The organism is Acinetobacter equi (assembly GCF_001307195.1).
Taxonomy (GTDB): Bacteria; Pseudomonadota; Gammaproteobacteria; order Pseudomonadales; family Moraxellaceae; genus Acinetobacter; species Acinetobacter equi.
Genome location: NZ_CP012808.1, coordinates 1,421,547 through 1,444,941, shown reverse-complemented (window position 1 = coordinate 1,444,941; position 23,395 = coordinate 1,421,547). Strand labels below are relative to the sequence as shown.

Genomic DNA, 23,395 nt, shown 5'->3' with positions numbered 1-23,395 from the left:
ACTCAAGTTTCACATTCTATATCCATTTTTTTATATTTATATTTTTGTTTATAAGTCACTAGAAAATGAAATATAAATCACATTTTATATTTATACTTTCTATTTGTATGCTTTTCCTATAAAATACCCACCTTGAAAGTCTATATTTTGATTGTGATTCTATGTGAAATCCGCTAGAATTCGCTCTCCTTTAGTTTGGACAGATTCCATAGTCCAAACCAACTATAATAGGTAGTGGTTTAATGAAAACTCTCAGCGCTAAGCCTGCTGAAGTTCAACACGACTGGTACGTTGTTGATGCTTCTGGCAAAACTTTAGGTCGCCTTGCGACTGAAATCGCTCGTCGTTTACGCGGTAAGCATAAAACTTCTTATACTCCTCACGTTGACACTGGCGATTATATCGTTGTAATCAATGCTGAAGAAATTCAAGTAACTGGTAAAAAAGCACTTGATAAAAAATACTATCGCCATACTGGTTTCCCTGGTGGTATCCGCGAAACTAACTTTGAAAAGTTAATCGCTCACAAACCTGAAGCTGTTTTAGAAAAAGCTGTTAAAGGTATGTTACCTAAAGGTCCTCTTGGTTACGCAATGATCAAGAAGATGAAAGTGTATGCTGGTAGCGAGCATCCGCATGCTGCTCAACAGCCACAAGTTTTGGACATCTAAGGGATACAGCACATGGCTACTAACTATGGTACAGGTCGCCGTAAGACCGCAACTGCACGTGTTTTCCTATCAGCTGGTACTGGTAAACTCGTAATTAACAATCGTTCTTTAGAACAATATTTCGGTCGCGAGACTGCTCGTATGGTTGTTCGTCAACCTTTAGAGCTTCTTGAAGTTACTGAAAAATATGACCTTTACATCACTGTTGCTGGTGGTGGTATTGGTGGTCAAGCAGGCGCTATCCGTCACGGTATTACTCGTGCATTGATCGCTTCTGACGAAACTTTAAAACCTGCTCTTCGTCAAGCTGGTTTCGTTACTCGTGATGCTCGTGAAGTTGAACGTAAGAAACTTGGTTTACGTAAAGCTCGTAAACGTCCTCAGTTCTCTAAACGTTAATTCGTTTACCGAATCGGACAAAAAGCCTTGGATTATCCAAGGCTTTTTTATTTATCCAACCTATAAGAATCAATAAGATTAGAAGATCTGCCTTCAAGATCAAGATACTCTATAATTAAGTATCCCTCTTTCTCGATCATTCTGTAGATTTATATGATACTGATTACTAGTGACTACATCCTCTAATCTTACAGATCCATCATAATAGATAGTCAACATTACAATGATCGACAATATATTGATCTTCAATGTCTCCATATAAATGGAAACACATTACATACACTACTTAAAGTTTCATTGTCATCACAAAATGCAGTAACAATAGTATAAACCTTCTCTCTTCATACATAATTTAAAATTATCATGAGCGCAAATTTGAATTGGACTTTGAATAAATAATCAAATTACTGCGTACTTTTTTTATTACTCTTGTACATTATCAATTTAATATTACTTTTTCACGAACAATGATATTAAATAATTTGAAATCGTGATTTTATGATCTATTTTTAGTATCCTATCCTATTCATTCACTATTTGCATCGGAATATGTCAGTCGAAACCGCTCCGCTTCAAGGAATTACGCTTTATAGTCATGTTGATGACTTACGCTCACATTGGATTCGCTATGTTCTGGCCGAAAAACAAATAAAATTTCACCTCATATTAGTTGAAGATGAGGATGAGGACTTAGCAAGTCTCAACCCCTATAATCAACTACCAACGCTTATTGAAAATGAATTAAAATTATTTAATACAGCAATAATTTCTGAATATCTAGATGATCGCTATCGCCAAAATAAATTATATGCAGATGCACCAATGCCACGAGCAGAACAACGCCAATACATTTGGCGTTTACAGAATGACTGGCTAAAACTCGCAGAAACGATCCTCTGCCATTCTGATACTTTAAATATAGATGCGCTTAAAAGAGCTCAGAAACAGCTAAAAGATACGCTTATTTCACTTACACCACTCTTTCAGCATTATCCTTATTTTATGTCAGAGCATTTTACAATTTTAGATTGTATGCTCGCACCTATTTTTCTAAGATTAAAAGCAATGCATATTGAATTACCAGCACAGCATTGTCGCCCTATTATTCTGTATTGTCAGCGTATCTTTAATCGTCCTGCATTCATTAAGTCATTAACTTTGCAGGAAAGAAATAGATATGCTAAATATATTTCAAATTAATTGAGTTACATTATGTCTGATAAAGATTTAAATTTGACCCCTACTCGTCCATATTTATCACGTGCCATTTATGACTGGATATGTGATAACAATTTGACACCATATATTCTTGTTGATGCAACACAAAAATATACAATAGTGCCTGAACAATTCATTCAAGATGGACAAATTGTCCTAAATATCGCACCTCATGCTGTACATGCATTCTCTATGGATAAAGAAGCTATTTCTTTTTCTGCGCGATTTGGTGGTGTTTCACGTGATATCTATGTACCACTTAAATCACTATTAGGCATTTATGCACGAGAAAATGGTCAAGGACTTTTCTTTGATGCTTCAGAGTATGAAGATATCAATATTGAAGAAAGTCACGTAGAATCTAAAGAAGAACAAGTAGAACCAGTGAAAAAGAAACCACAGTTAAGATTATTAGATTAATTTAAGGAGAAAGTTATGGCTTTTGATTTAGTTCAGTATTTTAATGACCAAATTAGAATTCAAAAGCCTCAACTTTTGAATTGTTATCCAAAGCAGAAACAAGACCTCACTATCCAAGAACTTAATTGTCTAATATTAGGTAAACTTATTTCATGTCTACGTGAAGATGAAGAAAAATTCTACTATGAAATTCATCAATTAGATGATTTATACATTCAAGAAATTGCTCGACATCTAACAACATCACACTCTAATCAATCTAAGCTTAATAAATCTGAATTAGAAATTTCATTATTCGATATTCTTAAACTTCAATTTTTAGAGTTAAAACAATTAGATGAAACTGCAAGCCTTGGCAAATTTGGCATAAAAGAGCTACTACTTGGACAAGTTGAATACTTATCTGGAAAGGCAGAAGATTGGGTTTGGACAACAAACAACCTACTAGAACTAAAAGGGACTAAACCTACTCTCACAGAAGATATATCATTAGAGAATACATTAAAGGAATTTAATCAAATGGCTACTCAAAATCAAACTCATGCATCTGAAGAAGTAATTGAAGTGAAAGAACCAAGTTGGGCTAAAATTGTGGAACCTTTAGTTGCTCTAGCTATTCTATGGATTTTAGTAAATGCTTTATGTACAGTTTTTGCTTAAAAGTGTAATTAGCTAAATAAAAAACCGCTTCATTGCGGTTTTTTATTATCACATTTCTCTAATTTTCACTTCATTTTCCTTTAAACTGCTATTTTTTATACATTTTATTAATATACCGTTATCAATGTAGCTTAAAATATTGATAAAGAGATAAAAGATGTATTTCATTTTTAAATAAAAACCAATTCACTAAATTTCTTTCATTTATTTTTTCACATAAAAAAACACCCCCTTCTTTGAAGGGGGTGTTTTAGAATTAATGAGCTGGCGATGACTTACTCTCACATGGGTAACCCCACACTACCATCAGCGCTAAGAGGTTTCACTTCTGAGTTCGGGAAGGGATCAGGTGGTTCACTCTTGCTATTGTCGCCAGCACAACTGTTTATGATTACTTGCTATGGTCTTACTTAGATGCCTAGCTTTCTTCAAATGAGTTATTAACAGGTATATCTGAGTTAATTTAAGGTGTTCATTGTATCTAGCTTTAGAACTAAATCAAGTTTCTTTGATTATTTGTGAATCAATTGATGCTTGATACAACAACTGTTTGGGTGTTGTATAGTCAAGCCTCACGAGCAATTAGTATTGGTCAGCTTCACATATCGCTATGCTTCCACATCCAACCTATCAACGTCGTAGTCTTCAACGGCTCTTTAGAGGACATATAGTCCTAGGGAAATCTTATCTTGAGGTAGGCTTCCCGCTTAGATGCTTTCAGCGGTTATCCCTTCCGAACATAGCTACCCGGCGATGCGACTGGCGTCACAACCGGTACACCAGAGGTTCGTCCACTCTGGTCCTCTCGTACTAGGAGCAGATCCTCTCAAATTTCCAGCGCCCACGGTAGATAGGGACCGAACTGTCTCACGACGTTCTAAACCCAGCTCGCGTACCTCTTTAAATGGCGAACAGCCATACCCTTGGGACCTGCTTCAGCCCCAGGATGAGATGAGCCGACATCGAGGTGCCAAACACCGCCGTCGATATGAACTCTTGGGCGGTATCAGCCTGTTATCCCCAGAGTACCTTTTATCCGTTGAGCGATGGCCCTTCCATACAGAACCACCGGATCACTAAGACCTACTTTCGTACCTGCTCGACTTGTGGGTCTCGCAGTTAAGCGCGCTTTTGCCTTTATACTCTACGCGTGATTTCCGACCACGCTGAGCGCACCTTCGTACTCCTCCGTTACTCTTTAGGAGGAGACCGCCCCAGTCAAACTACCCACCAGACATGGTCCTCGCTCCAGATAATGGAGCAGAGTTAGAACCTCAATATTACCAGGGTGGTATTTCAAGATTGGCTCCACCGAAACTAGCGTCTCGGTTTCAAAGCCTCCCACCTATCCTACACAAGTAAGATCAAAGTTCAATGTCAAGCTGCAGTAAAGGTTCACGGGGTCTTTCCGTCTAGCCGCGGGTACACCGCATCTTCACGGCGAATTCGATTTCACTGAGCCTCTGCTGGAGACAGCGCCGCCATCATTATGCCATTCGTGCAGGTCGGAACTTACCCGACAAGGAATTTCGCTACCTTAGGACCGTTATAGTTACGGCCGCCGTTTACTGGGGCTTCGATCAAGAGCTTCGCTTACGCTAACCCCATCAATTAACCTTCCAGCACCGGGCAGGCATCACACCCTATACGTCCACTTTCGTGTTTGCAGAGTGCTATGTTTTTAATAAACAGTTGCAGCGGCCTGGTTTCTGAGGCTGTCATCAGCTCAAGGAGCAAGTCCTATCACCAACAACAGCGTACCTTCTCCCGAAGTTACGGTACCATTTTGCCTAGTTCCTTCAGCAGAGTTCTCTCAAGCGCTTTGGTCTACTCGACCTGACCACCTGTGTCGGTTTAGGGTACGATTCCAGTATAACTGAAGCTTAGAGACTTTTCCTGGAAGCATGGTATCAGCCACTTCGCTAGTAAACTAGCTTGCTATCAGTTCTCAGCATAGAGTACCCCGGATTTGCCTAAGATACATGCCTACAACCTTCCACCTGGACAACCAACGCCAGGCTGACTTAACCTTCTCCGTCCTCTCATCGCATTATACTGAAGTATTGGAATATTAACCAATTTCCCATCGACTACGCCTCTCGGCCTCGCCTTAGGGGTCGACTCACCCAGCCCCGATTAACGTTGGACTGGAACCCTTGGTCTTTCAGCGAACGGGTTTTTCACCCGTTTTGTCGTTACTCACGTCAGCATTCGCACTTCTGATACCTCCAGCAGACTTCTCAATCCACCTTCATCGGCTTACAGAACGCTCCCCTACCACTTGCAATAAATTGCAAATCCGCAGCTTCGGCATATAGTTTTAGCCCCGTTACATCTTCCGCGCAGGCCGACTCGACTAGTGAGCTATTACGCTTTCTTTAAAGGGTGGCTGCTTCTAAGCCAACCTCCTAGCTGTCTATGCCTTCCCACATCGTTTCCCACTTAACTATAATTTTGGGGCCTTAGCTGGCGGTCTGGATTGTTTTCCTCTTGACTACGGACGTTAGCACCCGCAGTCTGTCTCCCGGATAGTACTCATTGGTATTCGGAGTTTGCATCGGTTTGGTAAGTCGGGATGACCCCCTAGCCGAAACAGTGCTCTACCCCCAATGGTATTCGTCCGAGGCGCTACCTAAATAGCTTTCGGGGAGAACCAGCTATCACCAAGTTTGATTAGCCTTTCACCCCTATCCACAAGTCATCCCCTGGCTTTTCAACGACAGTGGGTTCGGTCCTCCAGTTAGTGTTACCCAACCTTCAACCTGCTCATGGATAGATCACCTGGTTTCGGGTCTATACCCAGCAACTAAACGCCCTATTAAGACTCGGTTTCCCTACGGCTCCCCTATGCGGTTAACCTTGCTACTGAATATAAGTCGCTGACCCATTATACAAAAGGTACGCAGTCACCGAACAAGTCGGCTCCCACTGCTTGTATGCATGCGGTTTCAGGATCTATTTCACTCCCCTCACAGGGGTTCTTTTCGCCTTTCCCTCACGGTACTGGTTCACTATCGGTCAGTCAGGAGTATTTAGCCTTGGAGGATGGTCCCCCCATATTCAGACAAGGTTTCACGTGCCTCGCCCTACTCGACATCATTATGTGTGCCCTTTCGTGTACAGGACTATCACCTACTATGGTTGCACTTCCCAGAGCATTCCACTAAAACACACATAACTTAATGGGCTGTTCCCCGTTCGCTCGCCGCTACTGAGGGAATCTCAATTGATTTCTTTTCCTAAGGGTACTGAGATGTTTCACTTCCCCTCGTTCGCCTCGTAACACTATGTATTCATGTTACGATACCTAGCTTATACTAGGTGGGTTTCCCCATTCAGAAATCTCCGGATCAAAGGATATTTGCCGCCTCCCCGGAGCTTATCGCAGGCTATTACGTCTTTCATCGCCTCTGACTGCCAAGGCATCCACCACATGCACTTAATTACTTGACTATACAACCCCAAACAGTCGCCCATTTCCTACAAGTGAAAATGTTGCGTTGCGAACTTAATCGCCACAGTTAGAGTTTTGTAGATTTAACTACAGTACAGCTTCAATTAGATTCATATACCAAAACGCTTGATTCAGTTAATTTCGCTAGTAACTCATTTAATCAGTCAACTTCAGAATTACTTCTTTAGTCTTCCTTTTAACGAGTATGAACAAATTATTTCAACTCAAATATATTCTGTTAATGATTCACTACGTCTTCGTCAGATCGCAGTCAACTGTGATAAATCACAGAGATTAATAACAATGCCGCGCATTATACGCCACCTTATCACTAAGCTCTATAAGCTATCCAACTGTTTGCTTACTATGTATTCATTCAAATACATGGTGGAGACTAGGAGAGTCGAACTCCTGACCTCCTGCGTGCAAAGCAGGCGCTCTACCAACTAAGCTAAGTCCCCAGCTTATCATTTAGATTCAATGTACCTTTCTAAGTCATGGTGGGTCTGACAAGACTTGAACTTGTGACCCCACGCTTATCAAGCGTGTGCTCTAACCAACTGAGCTACAGACCCTCAGATACATCATAATGAAGAACAACTTGTTGTGGATTCTTACCAATCGTCAATCTTTCGTTAAGGAGGTGATCCAGCCGCAGGTTCCCCTACGGCTACCTTGTTACGACTTCACCCCAGTCATCGGCCACACCGTGGTAAGCGTCCTCCTTGCGGTTAGACTACCTACTTCTGGTGCAACAAACTCCCATGGTGTGACGGGCGGTGTGTACAAGGCCCGGGAACGTATTCACCGCGGCATTCTGATCCGCGATTACTAGCGATTCCGACTTCATGGAGTCGAGTTGCAGACTCCAATCCGGACTACGATCGGCTTTTTGAGATTAGCATCCTCTCGCGAGGTAGCAACCCTTTGTACCGACCATTGTAGCACGTGTGTAGCCCTGGTCGTAAGGGCCATGATGACTTGACGTCGTCCCCGCCTTCCTCCAGTTTGTCACTGGCAGTATCCTTAAAGTTCCCGGCATAACCCGCTGGCAAATAAGGAAAAGGGTTGCGCTCGTTGCGGGACTTAACCCAACATCTCACGACACGAGCTGACGACAGCCATGCAGCACCTGTATCAGAGTTCCCGAAGGCACCAATCCATCTCTGGAAAGTTCTCTGTATGTCAAGACCAGGTAAGGTTCTTCGCGTTGCATCGAATTAAACCACATGCTCCACCGCTTGTGCGGGCCCCCGTCAATTCATTTGAGTTTTAGTCTTGCGACCGTACTCCCCAGGCGGTCTACTTATCGCGTTAGCTGCGCCACTAAAGCCTCAAAGGCCCCAACGGCTAGTAGACATCGTTTACGGCATGGACTACCAGGGTATCTAATCCTGTTTGCTCCCCATGCTTTCGTACCTCAGTGTCAGTATTAGGCCAGATGGCTGCCTTCGCCATCGGTATTCCTCCAGATCTCTACGCATTTCACCGCTACACCTGGAATTCTACCATCCTCTCCCATACTCTAGCCAACCAGTATCGAATGCAATTCCTAAGTTAAGCTCAGGGATTTCACATTTGACTTAATTGGCCACCTACGCACGCTTTACGCCCAGTAAATCCGATTAACGCTTGCACCCTCTGTATTACCGCGGCTGCTGGCACAGAGTTAGCCGGTGCTTATTCTGCGAGTAACGTCCACTATCTCAGAGTATTAATCCAAGTAGCCTCCTCCTCGCTTAAAGTGCTTTACAACCAAAAGGCCTTCTTCACACACGCGGCATGGCTGGATCAGGCTTGCGCCCATTGTCCAATATTCCCCACTGCTGCCTCCCGTAGGAGTCTGGGCCGTGTCTCAGTCCCAGTGTGGCGGATCATCCTCTCAGACCCGCTACAGATCGTCGCCTTGGTAGGCCTTTACCCCACCAACTAGCTAATCCGACTTAGGCTCATCTATTAGCGCAAGGTCCGAAGATCCCCTGCTTTCCCCCGTAGGGCGTATGCGGTATTAGCGTCCCTTTCGAAACGTTGTCCCCCACTAATAGGCAGATTCCTAAGCATTACTCACCCGTCCGCCGCTAGGTCCAGTAGCAAGCTACCTTCCCCCGCTCGACTTGCATGTGTTAAGCCTGCCGCCAGCGTTCAATCTGAGCCATGATCAAACTCTTCAGTTTAAAATCAGTAGTAGCTTATGGCTACCAATCTTGGCTCATCAATTTTCTGACAAATATTTCTCAAATAAACTTCGAGTAATTTCTACCATTCAATCAATGAAAATATATTCGATTGATCAACTAGTAAAAATCCACACAAGTTGTTCTTCATAATCTCTTAATGATCTTCTTACTACTTCGTCAGTAGCAAGCTAGGTCGGCTATATTACTCTCTATTTCCAGAAAGTCAACTAGTAATTCAAATTATTTTAAACTTTCTTTCTAAAACACAACCCCAACACTTTGTGCTAAGTTGCTGTTTTATCAGAAGTTTTAATCTTCATCACCGCCGATGGATGTGCATTCTACAGCATTTCCTATACGTTGCAACACCTTTTCTTTATTTTTTTTGAAAATAATGTGCGTTTGCGTGATTTATAAGCAAAAATGTTGTTTTTCACGCATAAATATAGTTGATAGTGGAAAATAATAATAATTCTATGCTATATTTGAACATAATTTAAACAATTATCAAGCTTGCAATAAAAACAATGAAGTCATCCTCCAAATTACCCTTTATTATTTTATTTTCTTCCGCTCTAAATTTAAGCACATCTATTTATGCAAACTCTACAAATACAGCAAATACAATTTATTCAATATTAAGTTATGTTAAAATTAATACCCCTTCACCCATGATATGCACACTAAATAATCCTCCCCTATCAGATCAACTAACTAAAGCATCTAATAGCTACAATAAGTACCGAATAAAAAATGTTTCTATAAGTGAAATAAAAAAAACAAATTGTAATGTTATTATTTTTTCAGGATCCACTCCAAAAGAAGAACAATTTATTCTTAATTCTCATGTTACTTTTCCCGCATTATCCATTAGTACAAACAACCTCCATTGTGAGGTAGGAAGTGCTATCTGCCTTTATAAAAAGAAAAACCAAATTTCCTTTAAAATAAATCTAGAAAGTGTAAATCAATCGAGAGTTTATATTGATCCTCGTATTTTATTACTCGCAAAGGAATCGGAGCAATAGTATGAAAAATACAACGACTTCCTTACATAATGTATTTAAAAAATCTCAACTGGCTATTTTTGGACTAACTTTTTTTCTGTGTAGTGTTATTTTTGTATTGGTTGCTAGCTTCACTCTAGAAACTTACGCCACACGTAGTATCACAGTTCTAACAAAAGCACTCAGTGAGCGTATACAGCCAGCTGTTGTTTTTAATGACAAATCCACGATTGATAAAATTCTAAAAAATTTTACAAAAGAGTATCCTATTCGCTCAATTTCAGTTGCTGACACTAATGGAAATACAATCTCACAAGCAATGCAATATGAATCAACACCCTTTCAGCTTCAATCCATTTTAGATAATTTATATTTTAGCGACCCAATTCGATTAAAGATACAACACAATAATCAAAACTTTGGTGAATTAATTGTTTACGGAAACTCATCAACTCATATCGAATTTTTTAAAAAAATAATTATTTTTCTATGCATAGGATTCTTATTCGTACTGATCATTTTATTTTGGTCTGTGAATTCCATTTATAAATATTTAATGCACTCTATAAGTCCAATTGCTGAAACAGCAAAAATAATCAGTAGCAACAAAGACTACAGTCTACGATTTCCCCACTCTAATATTTCCGAATTAAATAAAATTACATTTGTTTTTAATGAATTGCTTGCAAAAATTCAATTATCAAACCAACAACTTGAAACAGAAAATCAGCAACTATCTCATCGAGCTAACCATGATGAATTAACCCAACTCCCCAATAGGAACTATTTTAATGAAAAATTAATTTATATTTTTAATCACCATCTGAATGATAATGTTGCTCTATTATTCATAGACAATAACAACTTCAAAGAGATTAACGATAAATTTGGTCATCTTGCTGGTGATGCTGTCCTAAAAGAAATGGCTATTCGACTCAGATCCAGTTTAAGATCTGATGACTTTATTGCCCGTATTGGAGGTGATGAGTTTGCAGTTTTATTGTATAACGTAAAAAATAAAGACAATTTGATCTTAATTTGCGAAAATCTTCTAAATACATGTAAAAAACCAATTATTCATTCAGATCAAGAAATTTATTTCAGTTTTAGTATTGGTATAGCATTAGGAAAACTGTTTACAACACCAGAAACCCTTATAGCTGAAGCCGATAGTTCTATGTACAAAGCAAAAATACTGCCTAAGCGTTGGTTTATTGCATCTTAATTAGGATTCGACCTTATGCTCAAACAATTTACAAAAATTTTCTCATTCGCTTTAATCGGTTTAATACTTGTTGCTTGTGCGACTAAAGGCTTATCGAGCAAGCAAAAACAACTATTACAGAAAGAAGGATTCAATCTTACTGAAGATGGCTGGAGCCTAGCATTACCAGAACAATTATTATTTGAATTCAACAAATCAACAATTAATGAAAGTAAAATCTCTCAAATCGAGCAACTCTCTGAAACATTGAAAAAATATGATTTAAAACGACTAAAAATCATTGGTCATACAGATAATATAGGCACCCCTGAATACAACCATGCTTTATCCAAAAAACGTGCAGAGACAGTCAAAGAAGTCTTTGTTCAACATGGCTTCCGCAGTTCAGATATTCAAACTATAGGACGAGGAGCAACTCAACCCCTAAGCAACAATGATAACATTGAAAAGCGAGCAGTTAATCGCAGAGTAAACATTGTTATTATTCCTTAAGCAAAAACTACTTTTTACTCAATAAAAAAGCTCCAAAATAATATGGAGCTTTTTTGTTTACATAAAATTCAGAAATAAAAAAACCGCACTTAAGCGGATCTTTTAAATGGTCGGAGCAGTAGGATTCGAACCTACGACCCCCTGGTCCCAAACCAGGTGCACTACCAGGCTGTGCTATGCTCCGATTTCAACTATAAAAGTTGGGGTGAATGACGGGATTCGAACCCGCGACAACTGGAATCACAATCCAGGGCTCTACCAACTGAGCTACATCCACCATTATTTGGCTCTAATATACCAAGCTACCAAATGGCGCGCCTGACAGGATTCGAACCTGTGACCATCCGCTTAGAAGGCGGATGCTCTATCCAACTGAGCTACAGGCGCATGACCGATGATATATTTATCATGCGATTCGCCTTGAGGAATTGGTCGGAGCAGTAGGATTCGAACCTACGACCCCCTGGTCCCAAACCAGGTGCACTACCAGGCTGTGCTATGCTCCGTTCATCTCAGCTTTCGTATCGCATATCGTGCGGTACGGTGTGCATTCTAGGCGCGACGCAGCGAGACGTCAACACCTATATTTAAAAAAATTTAAAAAAATGCTTCAACCGTATATTTATCAAGCATTTTAGGTATTTTTTGTTCAAATTTAACGTTTCAAGCTTGCGCTAAAGCTCAACATTCGATCTAAAGGTAGCTTCGCCTTCTCCCCTAAAGCAGGATCAACAAAGATTTCTTGATCATTATTTTGCAAAACATTCAAAATACCATCTAATTCATTCATTGCCATCCATGGACAATGTGCACAAGATCTACATGTAGCCCCTTCCCCTGCTGTAGGCGCCTCAATAAGAATCTTATGTGGTACTACTTGTTGCATTTTATAAAAAATTCCACGATCAGTAGCAACAATCAACCTTTCATTCGGAAGTCTTTGTGCAGCTTGTATCAATTGAGATGTACTTCCCACTGCATCAGCAATATCAATAACCGATTCTGGTGATTCGGGATGAACAAGTACTGCCGCATCAGGATAAAGCGCTTTCATCTTATCAATACCACGTGCACGGAATTCCTCATGAACAATACAAGCTCCATCCCAAAGCAACATGTCAGCACCTGTTTTCTTCTGAATGTAACGCCCCAAATGCTGATCAGGTGCCCAAATAATTTTTTCACCTAAGCTATCTAAATGCTCAATAATTTCTACAGCACAACTCGATGTTACCACCCAATCCGCACGTGCTTTAACTGCTGCAGATGTGTTGGCATACACTACAACTGTATGATCTGGGTGTTCATCACAAAATCGAGTAAATTCATCAATAGGACAGCCTAAATCTAAAGAGCATGTCGCCTCTAAAGTTGGCATTAAAATTGTTTTTTCAGGAGATAAAATTTTTGCTGTTTCTCCCATAAATTTGACACCAGCAACCACCAATGTCTGTGCTTCATGATCTCGACCAAAGCGTGCCATTTCTAAAGAATCCGATACACATCCACCAGTAATTTCTGCAAGTTCTTGTACCTCTGGATCGCAATAATAATGCGCAACTAATACTGCATTTCTTTTTTTTAGTTCTGCTTGAATTTGCTCAAACTTCCGTTGTTTTATTTCTTCACTCATTAAGCTCACTTTTGGCTCGCCTAGTCGATCTAAATGCGCTTGTACAATTGATTTTGCTTCATTTGCAATTAAATTCGTCGCATTATTCATCATGATCTTCTCTGTCCTTTTGCCCATACCTGGGGTAGATTCCTCAATACTGATCAATAAAATTGACCAGTTAGTAAAAAAATTCTGATATAAAAAAGCCTCCTTAAAGGAGGCTTTTAATCAAAGAATGTTAAGATCGATAGTCTGCATTGATCTTCACATAATCATAAGATAGGTCACAAGTATAAACCGTATCTTTAGCATCCCCACGTCCCAAATCAACACGAATGGTCATTTCTGATTGAGACATAACGTGAGCACCAGCTTCTTCGGTATAATCTTCTGCTGCACCACCATCTTTACAGATTTGTACATCATCTAACCAAACTTGAATTTTTTCAACATCTAAATTTGGAACACCTGCGTAACCAATTGCAGCAAGTATACGTCCCCAGTTTGGATCTGAAGCGAAGATCGCTGTCTTAACTAAAGGTGAATGAGCAATACTATAAGCGATGTCACAACATTCTTGTGTATTTGCACCACCCTCTACAGCAACGGTGATAAATTTAGTTGCACCCTCACCATCACGAACAATGAGTTGTGCTAAACGCTTCATTACACGTGTAAGTACACCCAATACAACAGAATAACGAGCATCATTTACTGAGTTAATTTCAATGCCACCTGCTTGACCTGTTGCAGCAAAAATACATGAGTCATTCGTAGATGTATCACCATCAACAGTTATTCTATTAAAAGAAACATTGACAGTTTCTTTTAATAACAATTGAACAAGTTCACGACTAATCGGTGCATCTGTAGCAACATAGCTCAACATCGTTGCCATATTAGGACGAATCATGCCTGCACCTTTAGAGATGCCAGTCATGGTATAAGTAACACCATCTAGAACAAACTGTTCTGATGCACCTTTAGGTGTAGTATCTGTGGTCATAATACCTGTTGCGGCATCCAACCAAGCATTTTCATTTAGATTATCTAAGGCTGGTTGCAAACCTTTTACAAGACGCTCGATTGGTAATTGTTCACCAATAACACCTGTTGAAAATGGTAAAATCTCTGTTACTTTAACATTTGCCAATTCAGCAAGCTTTGCACATGTTGCTTCTGCATTTTGCATACCAATTTTACCAGTACCTGCATTCGCATTACCTGTATTAATAACTAAGTAACGTGGGTTTCCAGCAAGCAAATGTGCTTTAGATAAATGAACAGGTGCTGCACAGAATGCATTTTGTGTAAATACACCAGCAACTTGTGTGCCTTCTGAAAATTCGAAAATAACAAGGTCACGTCGGTTCTGATAACGCACATACGCTTCCGCGGTACCAATTTTTACACCTTTAACCACATGCATCTGTGGCATAGATACGTCACCAACTGCCATTTTTATATCCAATTCAGATTATTAAAAATAGAGCTTAGTTCAAAATGATAAAAAAATCGAGTAGCTCCTAGCTTTTAGCAAATGTAATTTTAATCCCACATCCTTAAGCAACAAAAAAGCCAGACACTTGGTCTAGCTTTTTTCACACTCGCTTAACAAATTTATTTAGTTAGATTAACCAATGCTTGTTTCGCTTGTTCTTGACTTTCAATTGATAATGCTGGGTTTGAAGCAATAATACGATCTGCTGTAACTGAGTTAGCTGCTTCAATCGCTTGTGTTTGCATTACAACAGATCTTTGATCCGGATTTGGAATAGTATATTGAATTCCCGTTCTAGGGCTTTCTAATGTTACCTGTCCATTATTTACTGGAACTTGTTGTGCTGCTGGATTTGCAATTGCAGATATTGGAATAACTATAGTTATTAATAACAAAGTACTAATTAATTTTTTCATTGATCATCCGTCTTAATTCTCAATAGGAGAGTTAATAACATTTAATTTGAAAAAATTCCATAGTAATAAAATAATTATCAAATTTCTCTTAAAAAAAGCAGGATATTAAATCCTGCCTTTTTTAATAAAATAATTAAATTCTACCGTGACACTGTTTATATTTCTGACCTGAACCACATGGACATGGTGAGTTTCGGCTTACTGGTGGTATTACTTGCTGAGCATCTGAATTAGAGCGTTCTACAGCTTCACCATCAACTTCATCATCAAGACTTTGATGAGATAAATTGAATTGCATTGCCTGTGCTTGCGCTTGTTTCTGTGCTTCTAATTCAGCCAATTCTTCCGCAGTTGGAACATGAACACGAGATAGATCCATCACAACATCTGATTTAATCACACCTAACATATTTACAAATAAATTAAATGCTTCTTTTTTATACTCTTGCTCTGGGTTCTTTTGCGCGTATCCACGTAAGTGAATACCTTGGCGTAAATAATCCATTGCAGCAAGATGATCTTTCCAATGACGATCTAATGAACCTAATGTGAAGTGTCTTTCTAGCATTGCAGAAGATTCTGGCCCCATCTGCTCACGACGATCATTATAGCGTTTCAGTACTTCATCAGTAATACGACGAACCAATGCCTCTTCATCTAAGCGACGATCTTCTTCTAACCATTTACCAATTGGAAGTGAAATACCTAAATCTTCATGTAAAGCTTGTTCTAGACCAGGAATATCCCACTGATCATGAATAGACTCTGGTGGAATATAATTTGCAATCATACCTGACATTACATCATGATACATTTCTTCAATGTAGTCATGTAGTGACTCAGCCGCAAGGATTTCATCACGCTGTGAATAAATAATTTTACGTTGCTCATTATTTACATCATCGTACTTCAATAAGTTCTTACGAATATCAAAGTTACGTGCTTCTACTTTACGTTGTGCATTCTCAATTGAACGAGAAACCATTTTATGTTCAATTGCTTCATCTTCTTTTAAGCCCATTGCACGCATCATCGCAATGATACGATCACCCGCAAAAATACGCATTAAATCATCTTCTAAAGATAAGAAGAAGCGAGAAACACCAGGGTCACCTTGACGACCAGCACGACCACGTAACTGATTATCAATACGACGTGATTCATGACGTTCTGAACCAATGATGTGTAGACCACCTGAAGCTAATACCGCTTCATGGTTTGCCTCCCATTCATCTTTTAAACGCTGCTCATCTTCAGGTGTTGGATTTTCAATTTTAGAGAGTAGAACTTTCCAGTTACCACCAAGTAAAATATCTGTACCACGACCTGCCATGTTCGTTGCAATTGTTACGGCACGTGGTGCACCTGCTTGCGCAATAATATCTGCTTCACGCTCATGTTGTTTTGCATTCAAGACTTCATGAACAATGCCCGCTTGACGAAGTTTATCTGATAAAATTTCAGATGCTTCAATCGTTGCTGTACCAATTAAGATTGGTGCAACACCAGACTCTTGAATACTTTGAATCTCTTTAGTAATTGCAGAATATTTACCATTACGATTCAAATAAATTAAATCATTTAAATCCTTACGTACCATTGGTCGATGCGTTGGAATAAGAACAACATCTAAGCCATAAATTTCTTTCATTTCCGAAGCTTCAGTATCGGCTGTACCTGTCATACCTGAAAGCTTTTTATACAAACGGAAATAGTTTTGGAAAGTCGTTGTTGCTAATGTTTGGTTTTCTGGTTGAATTTCTAAACCTTCTTTGGCTTCAACAGCTTGATGCAAACCTTCTGACCAACGACGACCAGGCATTGTACGGCCAGTATTTTCATCAACAATAATCACTTCGCCTTCGTGAATAATGTAGTGAACATTACGTTGGAAAAGAAAGTGTGCACGAATTGCTGCTGAAACATGATGAACCAAATTAAGATTCGCAGCCGAATACAAGCTTTCACCTTCAGCCAACAACCCCATTGCAATAAGTTCTGCCTCTACAGTCTCATAACCAACTTCAGTCATTTCAACTGAACGTTGCTTTTCATCAATCCAGAAATGACCGCCATCTGGCACTTTTTCTTCTTTTTGAGGACGTAATTTAGCTGGAATTGAGTTAATTGCAGCATATAGTTGAGAAGAGTCTTCACTCTGCCCAGAAATAATTAATGGTGTACGGGCTTCATCAATTAAGATTGAGTCCACCTCATCAATGATGGCATAAGTCAAGCCACGTTGCTTTTTCTCTGCTAAAGAGAACACCATATTGTCACGTAAATAATCGAAACCAAATTCGTTATTTGTACCATATGTAATATCTGCTTTATATGCTTCTGATTTTTCCATTGGATCTTGCATTGAATAAATAATACCAATGCTTAATCCTAAAAATTCAAATAATGGACGGTTCAACTCAGCATCACGCTGTGCTAAATAATCGTTCACGGTAATAACATGAACACCCTCACCACTAATCGCATTCAAATAACATGCAAGAGTACCCATGAGCGTTTTACCTTCACCAGTACGCATTTCTGCGATTTTACCTTCATGAAGTGTAATACCACCAATGAGCTGTACATCATAATGACGCATACCCATGATACGCTTTGCAGCTTCTCGACAAACAGCAAATGCCTCTGGCATTAATTTATCTAAGCTTTCGCCATTTTTATGACGCTGTTTGAATTCTTCAGTTTTTGCAGACAGGTCTGCATCATTTAAGGCTGATATCGTCGGCTCGAGCGCATTAATCTTTTCAACGATTTTACGCATGCGTTTAAGTTCACGCTCATTTTTAGTACCGAAGATTCCTCCGATCAGACTTGCCAACATGAATAGACTCTCTAAATCTTGCTTGTCAATTGAATAAGTTTTTTGTCAATCATTATTATGGTGTCAGAAATATGAAGTACAAGTGCTTTCTAAAAAACACCATTAAAAAACTCTTTATTTTTTAATCTAACACTAAACATAAGTACGATAATGTATCAAATTTCAACCCAGTTTTATAGAAAAAAATGTGACTTTTGCGGGATAAAAGATCTATTCCCCTTATTATCTTCTAATAAAACAGCATTACCACACTTATAAAATATATATACGAATCAATAACATCACATTCTTTTTTTACTTAGTATAAAAATCATAATTAAGTATATTTATCATCCCCCTATTTATGATGAATAAAGCAAAGATAGCTTATTATCTATACTTTCTTGTTTACTCAGTATAATTTAAGGTTATCCCGACCTCTTATAATTCTTTTTTTAATTTTCTTATGCCTAAAAAATTACTTATTACAACTTTACTTATTCATCCCTTATTTTTTCTCTCCATTTGCACCACTGCGAATACAGTACCTGTTCGTCCTGAAAATTGGGGGAATATTATTTCTAAAGAACATAATTTTTATCAAGTCAGTCCAAATATTTTCCGTAGTGAGCAGCCATCCAATCAAATTATTCCGTTATTAGAACAACAAAATATTGATATTGTCATCAACTTAAGAACATCAAATAAAGATAAAAAAATACTCCATGATACTAATATTGAGCTCGTACATATTCCTGTAAACACATGGGCAATGTCTAAAGAAGACTTACTTGTTGTGATGAAAACCATTCAAATAGCAGAACAAAATAACCAAAAAGTTCTGATTCATTGCTATCACGGTTCAGATCGTACAGGAACGAGTGTTGCAATGTATCGTATTATTTTTGAGGATTGGTCAATAGAGGAAGCACTAAATGAAATGAAAAATGGAGACTATGGTTTCCATTCCATTTGGAGAAATCTTGAAAAATTATTCACGCCTAAAAATATAAAATGGATTCAACAAGAACTGTCAAATCCACTTTAATTTTTGAGAATAATAAAAGCTGATTAGTTACGTTTATCTAATGGCACCCAATCAATCACCCAAGCTGATTTCATGCCTAAACTTTCATCGGTTGCAATTTTTTTACGAATAGCATCGGCAGCTGCTCTATCTTTAGAAGGTCCTACCATTAAACGAATACCTTTAGATGTTGGACTTTTTGTAACTTTATAGCCTTTTGCTTTTAATTTTGCAGCTAAAGCATCTGCATTTGCCTCATTAACAGCCAATGCAACTTGAACCATCCATTGCTTTTCGCCATGTTCCAATAGTTCTCTCGCCTTTTCAGCTTCAGCTTTTTTCTTTTCAGCAGTTTTACGCTCTGCTTCTTTCTTTTCTGCCGCTTTACGTTCAGCTTCTTTTTTCTCAGTAGCCTTACGAGTATCTTCAGCCTTTTTCTTTTCCTCAGCTTTTTTCTTTGCTTCAGCATCAGCTTTACGCTGAGCTTCTTTTTTCGCATTTTCTGCTTTCAACTGCTCTGCTTTCAGCTGTTCTTGCTTTTTTTGATTTGCCAGTTTTTCCTCAGCTAAACGCTTTTGCTTAACTTTTTCATCTTCAACCAATTCAGGTGGAATGTTATCTGAACTCTGTTGAGCACCTGCTCTATGTGCATTCAAAGCAGCATATTCTTCTGCTGCCTTTCTAGCTGCTTCAGCTTCAGCCTGTTGCTGCATAGCTAAAAACTCTGCTGCACGTGCTTCTTGCTCAGCAATTGCCTTTTCTCTTGCTCGTTTTTGTTCAGCTAATAAGCGCTTTTCAGTTTCAATATCAACTGTTAAAGGCTGTAACTGAATCATTTCACTTTCTGTGGAATTATTTTTTTGCTGTACTTGACTTACAATATCTGAATTAGGCGCATGCTTAATTTCTTCCTGCCCTTTTAACAATAAAGCCGCAAGTAAAATACCACCACCTAATAAAACAACACCACCCATCCAGCGCTGTTTGTTATTCATGGACATTTTTCTAAATACTCCCATACGGCTTCCAATGTATGGAATGACCCACACACCAAAATCAGCTGATTATTATTTGTTTCATTTAAAGCTGACTCAAAAGCCAATTGAACACTTTGATAGTGTTGTACATTTTCGCCTAACAACGCATCATCCAATTGAGATATGTCTGCTGCTCGAGGTACTGTCAGCGGAGCAATTTTCCACAGATTCACAGTATCTTTCAATAGTGTGATGACAGATTTAATATCTTTATCAGTCAACATTGAAAATACACTCACAATCTCAGTATATTGTTTATTGTAATTCAAATAGTTTTTTAATTGTTTTAATAGAAATTCAATACCATGTGGGTTATGTCCAGCATCAAAAATAACGGTTTTATCTTTGATTTTTCTAATTTCAAAACGACCTGGTAACTGAGCTGCAATAATACCTGTCGCAATAGCCTCTTGAGATACCTCTAACCCACTCACTAAAATAGCAGTGACTGCAGTTGAAATATTCTCTAATGCTAATTGACCTAGTGGTAATTCTAACGTTAATCCTGCTGTAGCCAGCATCCACGCCTGACCATCTTGTGTATAACGATAAAAATAATCACGGTCTAAAGCATAAAGTGTTGCATGACATTCATTGACTTTATTTTGAATTGCTTGTGGTAAGGCTTGATGTCCGCCAAAAACAACTGGAATATTTGGTCGAATAATTCCTGCTTTTTCAAAAGCAATTTTTTCAATTGTATCGCCAAGCCAATCTGTATGATCCAAACCAATATTAGTAATTACTGCAATATTCGGATCTACAACGTTTACAACATCTAAACGACCACCTAACCCAACTTCTAACACCCAAACATCACATTGTTTGACTTTAAAAATCACAAAAGCAGCTAATGTTGTTGCTTCAAAAAATGATAGTGATAACTTGCATTCACGGCGTGCTTGATCAACCAACACAAATGCATTAATTAAAGTTTGATCATCAATCTCTATGCCATTTAACTTTACGCGCTCATTAAAGCGATAAATATGAGGAGATTGATATAAACCTACTTGATAACCTTGGGCTTTTAAAATAGCAGCCAAGGTCGTCGTCGTCGAACCTTTACCATTTGTTCCTGCAACTGTCAGTACTTTGGCATTCGGTCGAGTAACTTCCAGTTTTTCAGCAACAGGAATTACGCGTTCTAGACCTAAATCTATGCCCGTAACATGAACATGGCTCCAATAATCGAGCCATGTATTTAAAGAATCAGATGCAAGTGGTGCTGTGTTCAAGGTAAATTCATCAACTTAGTCACAATACGATATACAGTATCACGTAATGCATGACGATGAACAATTTGATCGATTACACCGTGATCAAGCAAATATTCTGCACGTTGGAATGGTTCTTCCAAAGTTTCACGTACAGTTTGTTCAATTACACGTTTGCCCGCGAAACCAATCATTGCTTTAGGTTCAGCAATATGAACATCACCTAACATTGCCAATGATGCAGTTACACCACCATAAACTGGGTGAGTTAATACCACAATATATGGAAGACCTTGTTCTTTCATACGTTGAATTGCAGCTGATGTACGTGCCATTTGCATTAAAGACAACATGCCTTCTTGCATGCGTGCACCACCAGATGCAGCAAAACAAATTAAAGGTTGACGTAATTCAATTGCACGTTCTGCAGCTTGAACAAAGCGATCACCTACGACAGTTCCCATAGAACCGCCCATAAAGTCAAATTCAAATGCACAAGTCATCACAGGAAGATCTTTTAACAACCCTTGCATTACTACAAGCGCTTCAGTTTCACCTGTTTTCTTTTGCGCTTCAGTCATACGATCTGGATAAGCTTTGCTATCAACAAATTTTAATGGATCTTTTGCTTTAAACTCTTGCCCAAGCTCAGCTTGTACTTGATCTAAAAACCAAGTTAAACGATCACGAGCTTTCATTTTTAAATGTTCGTCACATTGCGGACAAACATAAGCATTAAATGACATTGCCGTTCTTGTCACTAATGCGTGACACTCAGGGCATTCAATTGTTGGCTCTGTAAAAGTCGCTTTTAATGCTTGTTGTTCATCAGGAATATGAATACCTGGAACACCACGTACTGTCCATGGCGTAGATGGGCTGAGGATTTTCCCTGTTTTCACTTCTTGACTCATACTAACTCATCGAGCGCAGCTCGAAGCTCCTTAACTTTATTAATCGTTGCAGTCGTTGCTTGTTCTGGAGTTAAATTTGCAAACTGTTTTACGAAAGCACTACCTACAATTACAGCATCAGCAACACTACCCATTGCTTTTGCAGATGCAGCATCACTAATACCAAAGCCCACACCTACAGGAACATTTGTGTGTTGCTTAATTTTTTCAATACGTGACGCAGCTTCAGCAACATCTAAAGTTGCCGCACCTGTTACACCTTTCAAGGAAACATAATAAATAAATCCGCTTGCTTGTTTCACTACATGCTGGATACGTTCATCTGTTGATGTTGGTGCAAGTAAGAAAATCTGATCCATATTATATTTTTGTAATACAACATCTAAATCTTTTGCTTCTTCTGGAGGTAAATCCACCAAAAGTACACCATCAACACCGCATTCATTTGCATAAGCAACAAACTTTTCATAACCAATTACTTCAACAGGATTTAAATATCCCATTAAAACAACCGGTGTTTCAGAATCATTTTTACGGAATTCTTTCACCATATTCAAAGCATCAAGTGTATTTGTTCCACCAGCAAGTGCTCGTTCTGCCGCTAATGCGATCACAGGACCATCTGCCATAGGATCTGAGAAAGGAAGGCCTAACTCAATCACATCGACACTAGCCTCAACCATTTGATGTAATAATGGTACAGTTACATGTGGATGAGGGTCACCCGCCATAACATAAGAAACTAAAGCCTTACGTTGTTGAGATTTCAGTTGTTCAAATCGAGCGGCTAAACGTGACATAGGGTTGTACATTCCTTGAATTATTAAAACTGAGGCGTTGCTATTGTAAAAATACAAGACCACTCATTGTAACGCTATTTTTTACTCATTGAATAGAGCACAATACTTTGAAGTTGCATTTCATTTACAAATCATTTTTTCAAAACAACCCGAAAGGTACATTTACTAATATTTAACATTTTTTCACAATGATCAAAGATGCCTATTTTTAGGTTTTATTGAAATCTATAAGATTTAGAAAAACTTATTTTTATTTAAAAATTTCTATAAAAATAACATGCTTAGCAAAAGCACTTAAAATTAGCTGAAATAGCAAAACCTGCT

The 23,395-nt window shown here is 38.7% G+C and carries 17 protein-coding genes, 6 tRNA genes and 3 rRNA genes; 9 read left to right on the top strand and 17 right to left on the bottom strand.

What is annotated here, in order from left to right; translation table 11 throughout:
* Positions 1-242 precede the first annotated feature (242 nt).
* The 5 genes from rplM (at position 243) to AOY20_RS06750 (ending at position 3,368) form a co-directional block, all read left to right on the top strand.
* Entirely contained in the window at positions 243-671 is a 429-nt protein-coding gene (rplM, locus tag AOY20_RS06770; protein ID WP_054581152.1) for a 50S ribosomal protein L13, read from the top strand.
* Between the two features lie 12 nt (positions 672-683).
* On the top strand, positions 684-1,070 hold the full coding sequence (rpsI, locus tag AOY20_RS06765) for a 30S ribosomal protein S9 (protein ID WP_054581151.1): 387 nt from the start codon (positions 684-686) through the stop codon (positions 1,068-1,070).
* A 549-nt stretch (positions 1,071-1,619) separates the two neighbouring features.
* Positions 1,620-2,270 (top strand): glutathione S-transferase N-terminal domain-containing protein, encoded by a 651-nt coding sequence (locus AOY20_RS06760; protein ID WP_054581150.1) that lies wholly within the window; start codon positions 1,620-1,622, stop codon positions 2,268-2,270.
* Between the two features lie 12 nt (positions 2,271-2,282).
* Entirely contained in the window at positions 2,283-2,708 is a 426-nt protein-coding gene (locus tag AOY20_RS06755; protein WP_054581149.1) for a ClpXP protease specificity-enhancing factor, read from the top strand.
* 15 nt (positions 2,709-2,723) lie between these two features.
* Positions 2,724-3,368 carry a hypothetical protein gene (locus AOY20_RS06750; protein ID WP_054581148.1) on the top strand — a complete coding sequence of 215 codons (645 nt, stop codon included), beginning with the start codon at positions 2,724-2,726 and terminating at the stop codon, positions 3,366-3,368.
* Positions 3,369-3,630: 262 nt separating this feature from the next.
* On the opposite strand, the gene rrf is transcribed toward AOY20_RS06750, so the two are convergent.
* The 5 genes from rrf to AOY20_RS06725 all read right to left on the bottom strand — a co-directional run bounded on the left by rrf (position 3,631) and on the right by AOY20_RS06725 (position 8,996).
* A 5S ribosomal RNA gene (rrf, locus tag AOY20_RS06745) occupies positions 3,631-3,745 on the bottom strand.
* A gap of 184 nt (positions 3,746-3,929) precedes the next feature.
* Positions 3,930-6,821, bottom strand: a 23S ribosomal RNA gene (locus tag AOY20_RS06740).
* Between the two features lie 386 nt (positions 6,822-7,207).
* A tRNA-Ala gene (locus AOY20_RS06735) sits at positions 7,208-7,283 on the bottom strand.
* Positions 7,284-7,320: 37 nt separating this feature from the next.
* A tRNA-Ile gene (locus tag AOY20_RS06730) sits at positions 7,321-7,397 on the bottom strand.
* 61 nt (positions 7,398-7,458) lie between these two features.
* Positions 7,459-8,996, bottom strand: a 16S ribosomal RNA gene (locus AOY20_RS06725).
* Together the 16S, 23S and 5S rRNA genes with 2 tRNA genes alongside form the textbook arrangement of a ribosomal RNA operon.
* Before the next feature lie 530 nt (positions 8,997-9,526).
* Here AOY20_RS06725 and yfiR point away from each other — a divergent pair.
* From yfiR to yfiB, 3 genes are read left to right on the top strand one after another with little or no spacing between them, the layout of a single operon-like run.
* The gene (gene yfiR, locus AOY20_RS06720; RefSeq protein WP_081403368.1) at positions 9,527-10,027 is read left to right on the top strand and encodes a regulatory sequestration protein YfiR; all 501 of its coding nucleotides are present in this window, start codon (positions 9,527-9,529) and stop codon (positions 10,025-10,027) included.
* A gap of 1 nt (position 10,028) precedes the next feature.
* Positions 10,029-11,231: a diguanylate cyclase DgcN/YfiN gene (gene dgcN, locus AOY20_RS06715; protein ID WP_054581146.1), complete on the top strand. Its 1,203-nt coding sequence runs from the start codon at positions 10,029-10,031 to the stop codon at positions 11,229-11,231.
* Positions 11,232-11,246: 15 nt separating this feature from the next.
* Positions 11,247-11,723, top strand: a complete 477-nt coding sequence (yfiB, locus tag AOY20_RS06710; RefSeq protein WP_054581145.1) for an outer membrane lipoprotein YfiB — start codon at positions 11,247-11,249, stop codon at positions 11,721-11,723.
* Positions 11,724-11,830: 107 nt separating this feature from the next.
* On the opposite strand, the gene AOY20_RS06705 is transcribed toward yfiB, so the two are convergent.
* From AOY20_RS06705 to secA, 8 genes are all read right to left on the bottom strand, one after another.
* Positions 11,831-11,907 (bottom strand) — tRNA-Pro (locus AOY20_RS06705).
* Between the two features lie 17 nt (positions 11,908-11,924).
* Positions 11,925-12,000, bottom strand: a tRNA-His gene (locus tag AOY20_RS06700).
* Between the two features lie 33 nt (positions 12,001-12,033).
* Positions 12,034-12,110: transfer RNA gene (locus tag AOY20_RS06695), tRNA-Arg, on the bottom strand.
* Between the two features lie 42 nt (positions 12,111-12,152).
* Positions 12,153-12,229, bottom strand: a tRNA-Pro gene (locus AOY20_RS06690).
* A 149-nt stretch (positions 12,230-12,378) separates the two neighbouring features.
* Positions 12,379-13,446 carry a quinolinate synthase NadA gene (gene nadA / locus AOY20_RS06685; RefSeq protein ID WP_054582553.1) on the bottom strand — a complete coding sequence of 356 codons (1,068 nt, stop codon included), beginning with the start codon at positions 13,444-13,446 and terminating at the stop codon, positions 12,379-12,381.
* A gap of 130 nt (positions 13,447-13,576) precedes the next feature.
* Positions 13,577-14,797, bottom strand: coding sequence for a bifunctional glutamate N-acetyltransferase/amino-acid acetyltransferase ArgJ (gene argJ / locus AOY20_RS06680; RefSeq protein WP_054581144.1), 1,221 nt, complete (start codon positions 14,795-14,797; stop codon positions 13,577-13,579).
* A 161-nt stretch (positions 14,798-14,958) separates the two neighbouring features.
* Positions 14,959-15,255, bottom strand: a complete 297-nt coding sequence (locus tag AOY20_RS06675) for a hypothetical protein (RefSeq protein ID WP_054581143.1) — start codon at positions 15,253-15,255, stop codon at positions 14,959-14,961.
* 133 nt (positions 15,256-15,388) lie between these two features.
* Positions 15,389-18,097 (bottom strand): preprotein translocase subunit SecA, encoded by a 2,709-nt coding sequence (gene secA / locus AOY20_RS06670; RefSeq protein ID WP_054581142.1) that lies wholly within the window; start codon positions 18,095-18,097, stop codon positions 15,389-15,391.
* Positions 18,098-18,542: 445 nt separating this feature from the next.
* Between secA and AOY20_RS06665 the strand changes: the two genes are divergently transcribed.
* Complete coding sequence (locus tag AOY20_RS06665) at positions 18,543-19,124, top strand: dual specificity protein phosphatase family protein (protein ID WP_054581141.1); 582 nt, start codon at positions 18,543-18,545, stop codon at positions 19,122-19,124.
* 23 nt (positions 19,125-19,147) lie between these two features.
* Here AOY20_RS06665 and AOY20_RS06660 read toward each other — a convergent pair whose 3' ends face one another.
* From AOY20_RS06660 to trpA, 4 genes are read right to left on the bottom strand one after another with little or no spacing between them, the layout of a single operon-like run.
* Entirely contained in the window at positions 19,148-20,098 is a 951-nt protein-coding gene (locus tag AOY20_RS06660) for an SPOR domain-containing protein (protein ID WP_054581140.1), read from the bottom strand.
* The gene (gene folC / locus AOY20_RS06655; RefSeq protein WP_054581139.1) at positions 20,095-21,378 is read right to left on the bottom strand and encodes a bifunctional tetrahydrofolate synthase/dihydrofolate synthase; all 1,284 of its coding nucleotides are present in this window, start codon (positions 21,376-21,378) and stop codon (positions 20,095-20,097) included. The genes AOY20_RS06660 and folC overlap by 4 nt, the downstream gene beginning before the upstream one ends.
* The gene (gene accD, locus AOY20_RS06650) at positions 21,375-22,271 is read right to left on the bottom strand and encodes an acetyl-CoA carboxylase, carboxyltransferase subunit beta (protein WP_054581138.1); all 897 of its coding nucleotides are present in this window, start codon (positions 22,269-22,271) and stop codon (positions 21,375-21,377) included. The genes folC and accD overlap by 4 nt, the downstream gene beginning before the upstream one ends.
* Positions 22,268-23,071: a tryptophan synthase subunit alpha gene (gene trpA, locus AOY20_RS06645; RefSeq protein ID WP_054581137.1), complete on the bottom strand. Its 804-nt coding sequence runs from the start codon at positions 23,069-23,071 to the stop codon at positions 22,268-22,270. The genes accD and trpA overlap by 4 nt, the downstream gene beginning before the upstream one ends.
* Positions 23,072-23,395: the final 324 nt, after the last annotated feature.